Source organism: Microbacterium oxydans (assembly GCF_006540085.1).
In the GTDB taxonomy this organism is placed as follows: domain Bacteria; phylum Actinomycetota; class Actinomycetes; order Actinomycetales; family Microbacteriaceae; genus Microbacterium; species Microbacterium oxydans.
Genome location: NZ_BJOG01000001.1, coordinates 441762 through 454541, shown reverse-complemented (window position 1 = coordinate 454541; position 12780 = coordinate 441762). Strand labels below are relative to the sequence as shown.

Sequence of the window (12780 nt, the reverse complement as noted above, 5' to 3'; positions counted from 1 at the left end):
CCGCTCCCGCTCCCGAGCCGCTCTCGAGCCGCTCTCGAGCCGCACCCTCGTCCTAGTCGAACCCGCGCGCCCGCGCCTCACTCCACGCACACACCCACGCGACACGCAGTCACGCTGCGATGTCGTAGCGCGCTCGACCCCCGAGTCTCGGTCTGCGTTCCGGATCGACGTTGGGCGGTGGGATGAGCCACACCCGTGCCGCGACCCCGACCCCCTCGATCCTGATCTCCCAGTCGTTGTCGTGGATGCGGTGGTGACAGCTCTCGCAGAGCAGCACCCCGTTGTCGAGGTCGGTCGGCCCGGCATCCCGCTGCCACCAACGCAGGTGATGCGCCCTGGTCAGCTGCGGCGCGAGCCCGCACATCACACAGCCGCCGTCACGCTCCACCAGCGCGAGCCGCTGAGCACGGGTGAACAGCCGCTTCTCACGACCCCAGTCGAGGATCTCGCCTCCGCCTCCGAGCACGACGGGGATGATGCCACCGCCCGCCGCCATCCGGCGACAGGCGGCGATGCTGACGGGCTCACCGAGGCCGTCGACCGTCGCGAACCCGGTGCCGCCGGTCAGCTCGTCGAGCCCCACCCGCACGACGACCGTCGCTCCGGACACGGGGAGACCGCCGTTGTCGCATCCGCTCGCGTGTGCGCAGATCTCGACGAACGCATCGGCCTGGAGCATCGCGACCGTGCGTCGATCGGCATCGGGCGCCTCGGGATCGAGCACGTGCGCCCTGGCCTGGAACGTCGCAGTGACGTGGGCCTGGATCGCCGCTTTCACCGGCGCGCCGGAGGCGACATCGGTCTGCAGCGTCAGGTGCAGCGACCCGTCGCGCTCGAACATCGTCAGCGAGCGCCGTGAACGAGCCTCGTCTTCGCGCGGAGCCACACCGTCGGGGTCGAGCCAGGCCTCGGCGTGCACGACCAGCTTGCGCACGTCGTCGAGCGACAGCTCCGCGGCGCGTTCGACGAGCAGTCGCTCGGCCTCGATGATCCGCTCCAGACCGACCTTCAGCCGGGCCCGATCGAGCAGGGTCACGATCGACGCTGCTGCTGCGGCGCTCAGCGCGCCCGCGCCGATCGCCTGTTGCACCGCGGGATAACGCGGCGGCAGCGGTTCGCCCAGGAGGCTCGCCCGGGGAGCCGTAGCCTCCCCCACCTTCACCAGGCGCACCGCATCTCCCGTCGATCCGCCGGTCGTCGCCGCGATCATGGTCGCAGGGCTGCGGAACCCCTGCTCCTTCGCCAGGCTCGCCGCTCCCAGCTCGGGGCGCGACTCCCGCGCGATGCTCGCCGCGATCTCGGCGTGGATGCCGTCGAGTCGACGCCGCACCAGCCCCATCGTGCGATGCGCCTCGAGCAGCTGTGCTCTGGTCAGCTCGGCCGCGTTCGACGCATCCGCCCACACGTCTTCGAGGCACTCCACGGCCTCGAGGAGGGGGCTCAGATGCGGGTTCGTCATGCCCCCAGTTTAGAACATATCTTCGATATATTGGAGGGGTGTGGATAAGTCGATGCGCCGCCGTGCCGTAGTCTCATCGCCATGTCCGCCACCTCGCCGTCGCCGAAGTCCCGCAGCACGAAGCGCGACGCCGACCGCTGGTTCCGCGAGCAGGGGCTTCCGACCTTCGTGCCGTTGCGGCGCTGGTTCACCGACCTCCCCCGTCGCGTCGCACCGCTCATCGCCTGGGTCGCGGTGGCCGCCTACCTCTTCCAGGACGGGATCGAGGTCGTGTTCGACTTCGCCCTCGACGACGACTCGATCGGGTGGGAGCTTCTGATCGTCCCCCTCGCCCTCACGATCTTCCTGCTGGCGGTGGCGCTCGCCTGGGCCGCCTACTTCCTCGTCCGAGCCCTGCTGCGGCGTCTCCCTGCGGGGATCGGCACGGCGGTCGCCCTCGTCCTGATCGCCGTCAGCCTCGCCTTCACGATCGTCTACGACTACAGCACCCACCCGAATTCAACCGTGGGGCCGGTCCTCCGCACGGCGCTCGTGCTCGCCCTCTGCATCCTGGTGACCGGCATGGGCGGCGGTGCCATGATCTCCTGGGCCTCGCGCCTGGCGGTGCGCAATGCGTCGGCGATCGGGCACATGGCGTCGATCGCGCTGCCCGTGATCCTCATGCTGGTGGTTTTCTCGTTCTTCTCTGCCGAGGTCTGGCAGATGGCCTCCGCGCTGTCATGGGGATCGATCGCCCTCGTCGGCCTCGTCGTCGCGGTGCTCGCCGGCATCGTCGTGCTGCGCGTCAGCGCGTCGGAGATCGATGACCACGCGCACGCGCCGACCGCGGAGCAGCGAGCCGCCCTGCTCGTCGGCACCCCGGCGGAGGGGCGTCCCGCACCCGGGCGACCGGGGCGCCTGCACGCTCCGCAGCGCATCAACATCCTGCTCGCGATGACCGTCGCGCAACTCGTGCAGGCGCTGTTCTTCGCCGGGCTCCTCGCGGCGCTGCTGATCGTGATCGGAGGCATCGCGATCCCCCAGGGCGTCGTCGGCATCTGGCTCGGTCCCGGCAGCGCCGCCCAGCCGCTCGCGGTGCAGCCCCTGGAGTTCTTCGGGGCGAAGCTGCCGCTCACCGTCAACCTGCTCAAGGCCGCCACTCTGCTCGCCGTGATCGCCGCCCTCCCCTTCGTGTTCTCCGCTGTGAGCGAGGCACGCTACCGGGAGCGGTTCTTCGATCCGATCATGGCCGACATGCGGCGAGCGATCCTCGTGCGCGAGGCCGTCAGCACGACACCGGCGCGCCGCTCCTCGTAACTGTTCGGCCGCAGCGCGCCCGCACGACGTCCAGCAGGGATGTCAGCTGCGGAGATTCTCGGCGGGGCGCAGACGCGCGGCGCGGATGGAGGCCAATCCACCTCCTCCGGCACCGACGATCAGGCCGACGGCAATGGCGATGGGAAGCAGCACGATATCGAACACGGGCGCCCATCGTTGGCTCACTGTGACGACGAGGATTGCCGCCATGCCGAGCACGAGACCTGCGGCCCCTCCGACGACACCGACGATTGCGGATTCGAGGGTGATGAGTTCCCCGATCTGTCGGTCTCGGGCTCCGAGCGCTTTGCGCATGCCGATCTCACCCCGGCGTGCGTTGACAGCGAGGAGCGTGGCGTTCATGAGTGCGGCGATCGCGACGATCAGCGCGAGCAGCGTGAACGCGGTGAGGGTGGCCTGCACCCCTTGTTCGACCTGTCCTCTCAATTGTGCAGAATCGGTCGGCGCAGCGACGACGATCCGGTCCGGCTCGTACGGGTTCAGTGCCGAAGGCAACTGCTTGGCGACCTGCTGCGCTGCGCCGGAGGAAGTCACGGCCAACATCGTCACATCGACGGCCCCTTTCGCCGTGATGTCGTCGCGGGGTCCGACGACCACTTCACCGCGGAGCAGGGGGAGGCGCGAGGACGTGGTGATGATGCCGGCGACGACATAGGTGATGCCATCAACCGAGATCGTGGGGGCGCCGTCGATGCTGCTGAGTTGCATGTCCTTCGCGAGAAGATCTCCGACGTAGGCCTCACCGGCAGCCAGAGGTCCCTCATGCCACGGTGCCTCATCGACGGTGAGACGCGCAGCGCCGACGATGTCTCCGATGGCGACGTGCGGCCGGATCTGGCGTGCCTCCGCGAACGTCGAGACCGTGCTGACATTGAGATCGATGACGACCGCGGCCGCATCCACTCCGCTGAGTCGCTCGATCGCCTGCGGAACCTCCTCGGGCGGAAGCGAGTGCTTGGCTCCCGTCGACCACGTCGCCGAGACCTCGCGGTTCAGGTGAGCATCGAACGTGGCGGACACTTGGGCCCGTGCCGATGCCGAAAGCCCGAGGGTGGTGATCGTCAATGCCACGGCAATGGCGACGGCGAGCCCCTGTCCGATCGATTGGTACTTTCTCGACATCACCGACGCCCAGGCGTCGCGCAGTATGTCGGCGAGTCGGATGCGCCCGGTGAGCTGCGCCTGCTCGTCGTCGCCCGGAACAGGGAAGGGCCCCTCGTCGACTGCAGAAGCCAGCGACCTATCCCCGGACTCTTTGGGTGCCGGATCCGCTCCGGTGCCGGGCTGTCGCTCGTCGGACACGATCGCCCCGTCGGCGATGTGGACCACACGACGCGCCCGGGCCGCGACCTCAGCCGAATGAGTGACGACGACGACCGTCGCCCCGTCGCGATTGATGCGTCCAAGCTCGTCCAGAACACGAGCGGCGTTGACCGAGTCGAGGTTTCCGGTCGGCTCGTCGGCAAGGATCAGTTTCGCGTCCCCGGCGATCGCCCGGGCGATCGCGATGCGTTGACGCTGCCCGCCCGACAGCGTCGAGGTGCTCTGGAACGCGCGTTCCGCGAGCCCGACAGAGTCGATGGCGCGGAGGACACTCTCACGCCGCTCGACACGCGGCACGCCCCGGTAGAGCAGGTTCAGCTCGACGCTGTCGACGGCTGGTCTGGCCTCGAGAAGATGGAAGGCCTGGAACACGAATCCGATCGTCCGTGCCCGCACGCTCGCCGCACGGCGGCCGTCGCCGGCACGAGCCTCCTCGCCGTCGAGAACATAGCTGCCCGCCGTCGGGTCGTCGAGGAGACCCAGAATGTTCATCAGTGTCGTCTTGCCACCGCCCGATGGCCCAACGATCGCAACGAACTCCCCCTGGTCGATCTCCAGGTCGATACCGCGCAGTGCATCGACATCGGGCCGACCTGCCGACGAGTACGTCCGACGCACTCCCCGTAACTGAATCAGCGTCACGTCAACCGACTCGAACCAGGTCGCCGGTCTCCAGGGCGCCTTCTTCGAGCGGCTCGACGGCGACCTCGCCCTGCAGTGTGCCCAGGACCGTGACCGGCACCTCGAAGAGCGTTCCGTCCGCCTGCTGCTTTGTCAGAACAGTCTTGTCAGGCCCTCGGTCCGAGACTGCGAGAACCGGGACGATCAAAGCGTCCTCGGCCACGATCTGCTTGACCACTGTCACCCGCGCCCGCCCGGCCGATCCCGGCAGTGCTGCCTTCGGGACCACGGCGAAAGTGACCTCAGGTGCGACCTGTTCCGCGTCCGCGCTTGCGCCCGTTCCCTCTGGGTCTTCGGCCGAGCCGGAGGGGCGGATGTCCCCCACAGTGCCCTCGACCTCAGTGCCACCGATCGAGATCACTGCCGCGTCTCCTGCGACCACATCCCCGAGATCGGTGACGGGAACCGTGATCGTGACCACCAGATCCGCCGACCCGAGGATGAAGTCCGGCACGCCCTCCGCCGCCAGACGCTGTCCGACCTGAACGCCCTGCACGACCTGAGCGGACGCCGAAGGCATCGCCAGAATTTCGGCGACAGGAACATACCCCTCAGCAGTCGGCACCTTCGCGCTCGTCTCCGCCGACTTCTCGCCCTCTCCCGGGCTCGTCTTTTCTGCCGCGGCACTGCGAGTGGGGGCTTCATAGCCGCTGTCCTGATACCAGCGCTTCACCGCCGTGGCCGTCTCGCTTCCGAATCGCCCATCAGCGTTGAGCTGGTACGACCGCGCCACCAGTGCGGCCTGTAATGCTTCGACATCCGGTCCACGATCCCCGACGCCCATGTCGCGATAGAAGGAGAAAGCCGATTGCACACCGAAGAGAGGGCGCCCATTGACCTCGGTGAGAACCTGCCCCGAAGAAGCGGTTGCACCCGTCGCCAATGGGCGTCCGGTGACGACGGTGAGCGACGCATCCGCGACCGGAAGCACCGTCACCGGAGTCTGCGTCGACGGCCCCGCCTGCCCGGTGAAGCCAACCTCTCCGGCCAGCGAACCCTGCGTGACTTCCGCGAAGACCGGCCCGGGGGCGGGCGCCTTGGCATTAGCCTCCTGCTGCGCCGAAGACTGGAACTGCGCAGCAAACCAGAATCCCGCCCCAATCAGCGCCACGATCAGCACCACAGCGATCACGGCCATCCAACGGGACCGTCTCGCCGTCTCCGGCACACCTACTTCATCCATCGGACTTCATCCATCGGACTCTCATCACTCACTGATCGGCCAAGGCTCGTTACCGAGCCAACTCTCGCGCCGCCTCTCTAGGGCGCGGCTGGCGCGTTCTCCGCCACGATCGTCAACAGCTTCTTCTTCCGTTCGATCGCGTCCGCACGGATCCGATCGAGCTTGTCCCTGTTCTCCGCGACGAGCTTCTCCTGCTCCTCCCAATTCCGCTCATACCAGAGCGAGGCCCACCCACTCGACTCCTGGCACTCCGCATCAGCAACAGCCGCAGCAAGCTCCTCCGCCGAAGGCGCGGACGACGACCCGGTCACCGCACCCCACACCTCTGCCACCTCATAAGGAGCTCCTTCCCAAGGTTGCTCCTGAGTCACCGCGTAATCCACCTGTGGGGTCAGACACTCCCGCCAGGCTTTCACCGCCTTGACCACATCCGGATCCTGCTCCACGATGTCCCAAGCCTGGGCGGATAGCTCAGCGTTGTAGTTCAGCCCGTCGGCGGTGGATGCGAAGTCCTTGTCTTTCGCGCGGATCTTGTCAGTGCAGGCCACGAGCGCGTCATCCAGTTCCTGATTCGGAAAGTACGAATCCACTGTCTCTGTGTATGTCAACCACAGCTCAGCGCTCTCCGGATCATCCAGCCGCGCGAAATGGTAACCCCACTTCTTTGCCAGTTCCAGATTGAACAGCCGCAGACCTACCCGGTTGAAGTCTTCCGCACGGGGGAAGTCGGTATCCTGCCACGGCACCGGCCACTCATACCCCTGCGCACCCAGACAATCCGAGATCAACAACTGCTCCGCATAGTTGTCCAGGTCCGGGGAATACACGACGAACTCATCAAGAGGCATCTTCCAAGCCGCTTGATTCCTCACCCCCGCATCCGTCTCACTGTCGGACGCGGTACACCCCACCAGACCCCCGGCAACCGTGACCGCAAGGACGGTCGCCATGACCAGGCGGCCACCTACGCGCGGAGAAGTCACCGGCATAGAGCCGAACCAACGCTACTGAGGGTGCCGCTGAAGTATCCCGACTCGATCTCGTCGTTGTAGCTACCCACATTGCCGAAGCCCTGCCCCCGGAGGATAAGGAGGGCCTTCCCTCCTGTCTGGTTCTGTCCTTTGTAGAGGTAGGAGTTCTGGGAGCGCCCGTTGTTGAAGTACCCGGATGGGCAATCACTCGGCGCGGCTGCGGCAGGGCCCGCCAAGGCGAGAACTCCCACCCCGGACAGGACGAGTGCGATCAGCGCGCTGGCCGCTCTTGTGCGCCAGGTTGCGCGACGCGCGTGTTCCAGCGACATGAGATCCTCCGATGCACCCGCCAACTAAAACAATACGTTCTACACAGTAGACATGATCTTTGCGCGCGTCTGTAGGCCGTTCGGGGGACAAGAGCGACACCCGCACCCCGCCTCTCGTAACTGTTCGGTCGCAGCGCGCCCGAACAGCGCTCCTCCTGCTAGCGTCGGCGATGCGCACCCGAGCGCCGATGAAGGATGCGCACCCGAAGCGCAGAAGAAGAGAGACCGCCCGCCGATGACAGCCGTGCGAATCAGGGATGCCGAGACTGCCGATCTCGAGACGATCACCGCGATCCACAACCATGCCGTGCTGCACACCACCGCGATCTGGAACGAAGAGGCTGTCGACCTCGCCGACCGCACCGCCTGGCTCGCCGATCGCACCGTCCGTGGCTTTCCGGTCATCGTGGCCGTCGACGACACCGGGGTGCTGGGCTACGCGTCGTACGCGCAGTGGCGACCGCACAGCGGCTATCGGCTCACGGTGGAGCACTCGGTCTACGTCCTCGGCGGCCAGCACGGACGCGGCATCGGCACGGCGCTGATGGCCGCGCTCGTCGATCGCGCGCGGGACGCCGGGATGCACGTGATGATCGCCGGCATCGAAAGCGGGAACGCCGCCTCCATCGCCCTGCACGAGCGCCTGGGCTTCGTCGAGGTCGGGCGCATGCCGCAGGTCGGCGCGAAGTTCGGCCGCTGGCTCGATCTGAGCATGCTCCAGCTCGTGCTCGACGATCGCACCGCACCCGACGCGAGAAGCTGACGATGGACCTGCTGCAGTGGTTCGTCGAAGCCTTCAACTCGCAGTGGATCCTGCCGGGCGGGCAGACCCTCCTCGTGCGTGAGGTCGTCGGCAATGCCTTCGGCCTCGCGAGCGCCCTCGGCGGGATGCGCCGCAAGGTGTGGGCGTGGCCGGTCGGCATCATCGGCAACCTGCTGCTTCTCACGGTCTTCCTGGGCTCAGCGCTGAGCCCCGACCCGTCGCTGCCGCACCTGCTCGGGCAGGCCGGTCGGCAGATCATGTTCATCGCCGTGGCCATCTACGGCTGGATCCGCTGGCGGAATCTCGACGGCGGGCGAGTGGTTCCCCGCTGGGCCCCGACGAGCGCACGCATCGGCATGGTGCTCGTGATGATCGTCGGCACGGTCGCCCTGACCCCGCTGTTCCGTCTGCTCGGATCGTGGGAGCCGGTGTGGGCCGATGCCTGGACGTTCGTCGGATCCTTGCTCGCGACCTACGGCATGGCCAAGGGCTGGACCGAGTTCTGGCTGATCTGGATCGCCGTCGACGTGGTCGGCGTGCCGCTGCTGTTCAGCTCCGGCTACTACGCAACCGGCTTCATGTACGTCTTCTACGGCGTCTTCACCGCGGTCGGCTTCGTGATCTGGTGGCGGGCACAGCGCACCGCCGCGCATCCGATCGAGATCCTGCCGCCCGACCCGAGCCCACGACGTCCGGAGGAGGAAGAGCTCGCCTGAGCTCCGCCCTCCCCCGGCCCTTCCGCCTCGCTGTCGCCCCTCCTCGAAACGAGGCAGTCCTCAGGCCCGGCTCTTCCCCTTCACGGTCAGCGCCATGACATCGGCCGCACGCGCCGTGAGCCGTTCGAGCGGACCCTTGCCGACCGTGCGCGTCCAGACGAGTGCGCCGGCCATCATCAGCAGCGACAACGCGATCCTGGGAAGCACCGGGTTCGGGAGCCAGGTCGCCGCACCCGCCAGGATGAGGATCGCCTGGATGACGTAGCCGGTGAGGGGCACAGCACCATAGGCGGCCAGTGGTGCCACCGCCCACCTCGCGTAGCGGGTGACGATCAGGCACAGCCCGAGGATCGCCACCGCGAATCCGCCGGATGCGAGGATCTCGAGCACCCCGCCGGAGTGGGCGGAGAAGTTGGTGACGGCCTCGAGCATCTTCGCCGGCGGGTCCTGCGACGCCACCCGGTCGAAGTACGACTGGCCGTCGACGTCGCCACCGCCGTCGCCACCGAACAGCGAGGCCTTCTCCGGCGCGAAGCAGGCGACGATGCCGTCGCTCGTCTGGCACGTCAGCCCGGAGATGTCGACCTCGTCACCCGGGACCATGCTCATCGAGCCCGGAACTGAACCCGAACTCGAGCCGGAGGCGGAGCTCGACGTCGTGACATCTTGCTGCGGCGGCGTGAGCAGCCCACCCAGCGTGTATCCGCCGATCGCCACCAGCCCACCGCAGACGAGCATGACCACAGCCGTCTTCACGCGGGTCAGATCGAGGCGGCCGATGACCAGACCTGCGCAGAGCAGCGCCGCCCACACCGTGATCGGGTAGGTGCCGAACAGCACCAGCGACAGCCCAGGGCCACCCAGATCCGGCGAGAGCGTGCCGATCAGAGCGAGCAGCGGAGGACCGAGGATGCCGAGCGCCGCCCCCGCGATCACCAGCACCCTGGTGCGCAGGTGCACCGTGAACGCCGCCAGGATGTACAGCACGCTGTACAGCGTGAGGATCACGGCGATCCCGGAGCCCAACAGCTCGACCAGCAGCCCGATCACGAAGATCGCCGCTCCTCGACCGACCAGGCGCAACCGGATCTTCCGCAGCTCGTCCGCAGTCGCGTTCTGCGCACCGCCGGTCATCAGCGCGAGAGATACCCCCGCCAGCAGGGCGAACAGGATCGAGGAGCGCCCGTTGACGATGTCCAGCCACGTCGACGGATCCGAGAGAGTGAAGTCAGGACCGCTTGCGACCATCAGGTGGGCGCCGAACATCCCGACCAGCGCGAGTCCGCGCGCGACATCCACGCCGACGATACGGCGCCTACCCGTGGAGGTGGCTCCTCCGCGTCGCGGACGGTCGCCGGAGTCTGCGACCGAAGCGTCCTCCGTCGGCGCAGAGAATGACGGGATGATGTGGGGCGTGCTCAAAGGAGACCTCTCGAGGATTCAGCGGAGATCTCAAGCTCAATACGAACGCCCGAGGGCACACATCCACCCTCAGTACCGCTTCTATCCGTCGATCGGATGAAGTCGGCGCGTGCGGGTCCTAGCGGGTGTCAGTGCCGCACGCGGGCCAGGAACTCCGCCGTGGCCGGCTGCTGCGGGGCGTCGAACACCTGCGAGGGCGGACCCTGCTCGACGACCACGCCGTGCTCGAGGAACACAATGCGGTCGGCCACCTCGCGGGCGAACGACATCTCGTGGGTGGCCATCACGATCGTGGCGCCCTGGACCTTCAGCTCGCGCACCAGGTCGAGCACCTCGCCGACCAGCTGCGGGTCGAGCGCGCTGGTGATCTCGTCGAGCAGCAGCACCTCGGGCTGCGTGAGGATCGCCCGCACGATCGCGACGCGCTGCTGCTGACCGCCGGAGAGCCGGTCGGGGTACTCGTCGGCCTTGGCGCCGAGCCCGAGCGTCTCGAGCAGCGCGCGCGCCTTCGCCCGCGCCTCGGCCTTGCGCATCCCGTGCACGCGGACCGCGGCGAGCGTGACGTTGTCGAGCACGGTGAGATGCGGGAACAGGTTGAAGTGCTGGAACACGACCCCGATCCGCCCCCGTACGGCGTCGGCATCCACCCGCGGGTCGGTGATGTCCTCGCCGGAGAGGAAGATCTGCCCGTCGTCGATCCCCTCGATGAGGTTCATGGTCTTGAGCAGCGTCGACTTGCCCGAACCCGATGCGCCTATCAGCACGACCACCTCGTGCGTGCCGACCGAGAGGTCGATGCCACGCAGCACGTCGTGGTCGCCGAAGCGCTTGCGCACGCCCTTGGCTTCGATCACCGGCACGCTCATACGACTCCTCCGGCCTGCTCGCGCTTGTTCAGACGTGCCGTGACGACGTCGGTCAGGCGGATCATCGGCCAGCTGAGCACGATGAACATGAGGCCAGCCACGACGTAGGGGGTGAAGTTGTAGGTCTCGGCGACCATCAGCTGCGCGGCCCTGACGGCATCGACCGCACCGAGGACGGAGATCAGACCCACGTCCTTCTGCATCGACACGAAGTCGTTCATGAGTGCGGGCACGACCTTGCGGACGCCCTGCGGGATCACGACGATCCGCAGCGTCTGCCCGTGCGTGAGTCCGAGCGAGCGCGCGGCGATGCGCTGCGAGGGGTGCACCGCCTCCATGCCGGCCCTGAGCACCTCGGCGACGTACGCGGAGTAGGTGAGGACCAGCGCGATTGTGCCCCAGAACATCGCGGGCATGCGCGGGAAGATCCCGAGCGCGGGGATGCCGAAGCCCACCAGGTACAGCACGATCAGCAGCGGGATGCCGCGGAAGAAGTCGGTGTACGCCGCAGCGAGCGCACGCAGCGGGAAGAACACGGGGCCACGCAAAGAGCGCAGGGTGGCCAGGAGCGTGCCGAGGATCGCGACGCAGACCACGGCGATGACGAGCACGAGCAGGTTGACGAGCAGCCCCTGGAAGATCGGACCGATGCTCTCGAGCGCCACCTGGGGGTCGAAGAACGTCTGGCTGACGATCGCCCAACCGGGCGTGTTGACGACGACGACGATCAGCACTACGGCGAGCGCGAGGCTGCTGCCGAAGGCGATCAGGACCGAGCGCGTGGTGGCCCGGCGCCGCAGAGCGCGGCGTGACAGCTCGAGCTCGCTCGGCTGCCACTGCGCGTCGACGGGGGTCGAGGTCATTTCAGGACGGGGACGTCGACCGCGTCGCTGAGCCACTTCTGCTGCAGCTCGTCGAGCGTGCCGTCTTCGCGCAGGGCGTCGACCGCCTTGGTGACGTCGGCCGTGAGGGCGGAGCCCTTGGGCAGCACGATGCCGAAGTCGTCTCCGCCGTTCGCGTCGGCGAACTGTCCGGTGACCACGCCGTCGTCGAGCTGAGCGCCGACGACGTAGAAGGCACCGGGGAGGTCGGTGATCATGGCGTCGATCTGGCCGCCCTTGAGCGCGAGCACGACGTCGTCGACCGAGTTGAAGACGCTGAGGTTGCCTTCGCCGATCTGAGCCTTCGCGACCGTGTAGCTCGTGGTGCCGCTGGCGACGCCGACCTTGGTGGCCTTGAGCTCGTCGATGGTGGTCGCGGATGCGGCGGGCGAATCGCCCACTGCCACGACGGCCTGGGTGGTCGTGTAGTACGGCGACGAGAAGTCGACGGCCTTCTTGCGGTCGTCGGTGATGGAGAACTGCTGCAGATTGATGTCCCAGTCCTTGGGACCGGGAGCGATGGCGCCGTCGAAGGTGGTGCGCACCCAGACGATGTCGCCGGCCGCGTACCCGAGCTGCTCGGCGACCGCGTTCGCGACCGCGCCCTCGAAGCCCTCGCCGTTGGAGGGGTCGTCGTCGACGAACCACGGCTCGTAGTTGGGCTCGCCGGTGGCGATCGTGAGCTTGCCCTCGGTCACGGTCGAGAGGCCCGACCCGTCACCGCTGCCGGAGTCGGAGGACGGCGAGGTGCACGCGGAGAGAGTGAGCGCGATGGCGGCGGCCGCAGCGGTGACGGCGGCTGCGCGGCGGAGGGAGAGGGCGAAGGGCACGATGACTCCAGGGCGAAGAAGGGTAGGGAGGAGAGCGCG

11 protein-coding genes are annotated in these 12780 nt (G+C 67.7%); 3 read left to right on the top strand and 8 right to left on the bottom strand.

Annotated features, from left to right (window positions below):
• Window positions 1-109: 109 nt before the first annotated feature.
• Window positions 110-1459, bottom strand: a complete 1350-nt coding sequence (locus tag MOX01_RS02145) for an HNH endonuclease (RefSeq protein ID WP_141368197.1) — start codon at window positions 1457-1459, stop codon at window positions 110-112.
• A gap of 81 nt (window positions 1460-1540) precedes the next feature.
• On the opposite strand from MOX01_RS02145, the gene MOX01_RS02140 reads away from it, so the two are divergent.
• Window positions 1541-2755 (top strand): hypothetical protein, encoded by a 1215-nt coding sequence (locus MOX01_RS02140; protein WP_141368196.1) that lies wholly within the window; start codon window positions 1541-1543, stop codon window positions 2753-2755.
• Between the two features lie 42 nt (window positions 2756-2797).
• Here MOX01_RS02140 and MOX01_RS02135 read toward each other — a convergent pair whose 3' ends face one another.
• The 3 genes from MOX01_RS02135 to MOX01_RS02125 all read right to left on the bottom strand — a co-directional run bounded on the left by MOX01_RS02135 (window position 2798) and on the right by MOX01_RS02125 (window position 6913).
• A complete protein-coding gene (locus MOX01_RS02135; RefSeq protein ID WP_061018153.1) occupies window positions 2798-4717 on the bottom strand; it encodes an ABC transporter ATP-binding protein/permease in 1920 nt (639 codons plus the stop codon).
• 25 nt (window positions 4718-4742) lie between these two features.
• On the bottom strand, window positions 4743-5900 hold the full coding sequence (locus MOX01_RS02130) for a peptidoglycan-binding domain-containing protein (RefSeq protein WP_218028586.1): 1158 nt from the start codon (window positions 5898-5900) through the stop codon (window positions 4743-4745).
• A 140-nt stretch (window positions 5901-6040) separates the two neighbouring features.
• Window positions 6041-6913 carry a hypothetical protein gene (locus MOX01_RS02125; protein WP_141368194.1) on the bottom strand — a complete coding sequence of 291 codons (873 nt, stop codon included), beginning with the start codon at window positions 6911-6913 and terminating at the stop codon, window positions 6041-6043.
• 585 nt (window positions 6914-7498) lie between these two features.
• Here MOX01_RS02125 and MOX01_RS02120 point away from each other — a divergent pair.
• Window positions 7499-8026, top strand: a complete 528-nt coding sequence (locus tag MOX01_RS02120) for a GNAT family N-acetyltransferase (RefSeq protein WP_141368193.1) — start codon at window positions 7499-7501, stop codon at window positions 8024-8026.
• Between the two features lie 2 nt (window positions 8027-8028).
• Window positions 8029-8742: a nicotinamide riboside transporter PnuC gene (gene pnuC / locus MOX01_RS02115; protein ID WP_141368192.1), complete on the top strand. Its 714-nt coding sequence runs from the start codon at window positions 8029-8031 to the stop codon at window positions 8740-8742.
• A gap of 60 nt (window positions 8743-8802) precedes the next feature.
• Here pnuC and MOX01_RS02110 read toward each other — a convergent pair whose 3' ends face one another.
• The 4 genes from MOX01_RS02110 to MOX01_RS02095 form a co-directional block, all read right to left on the bottom strand.
• Window positions 8803-10041 (bottom strand): heparan-alpha-glucosaminide N-acetyltransferase domain-containing protein, encoded by a 1239-nt coding sequence (locus MOX01_RS02110; RefSeq protein WP_151485307.1) that lies wholly within the window; start codon window positions 10039-10041, stop codon window positions 8803-8805.
• A 251-nt stretch (window positions 10042-10292) separates the two neighbouring features.
• Window positions 10293-11030, bottom strand: coding sequence for an amino acid ABC transporter ATP-binding protein (locus MOX01_RS02105; protein WP_061018172.1), 738 nt, complete (start codon window positions 11028-11030; stop codon window positions 10293-10295).
• Entirely contained in the window at window positions 11027-11893 is an 867-nt protein-coding gene (locus MOX01_RS02100; protein ID WP_141368190.1) for an amino acid ABC transporter permease, read from the bottom strand. Before MOX01_RS02100 ends, MOX01_RS02105 begins: the two co-directional genes overlap by 4 nt.
• The gene (locus MOX01_RS02095) at window positions 11890-12741 is read right to left on the bottom strand and encodes an ABC transporter substrate-binding protein (RefSeq protein ID WP_141368189.1); all 852 of its coding nucleotides are present in this window, start codon (window positions 12739-12741) and stop codon (window positions 11890-11892) included. Before MOX01_RS02095 ends, MOX01_RS02100 begins: the two co-directional genes overlap by 4 nt.
• Window positions 12742-12780 lie beyond the last annotated feature (39 nt).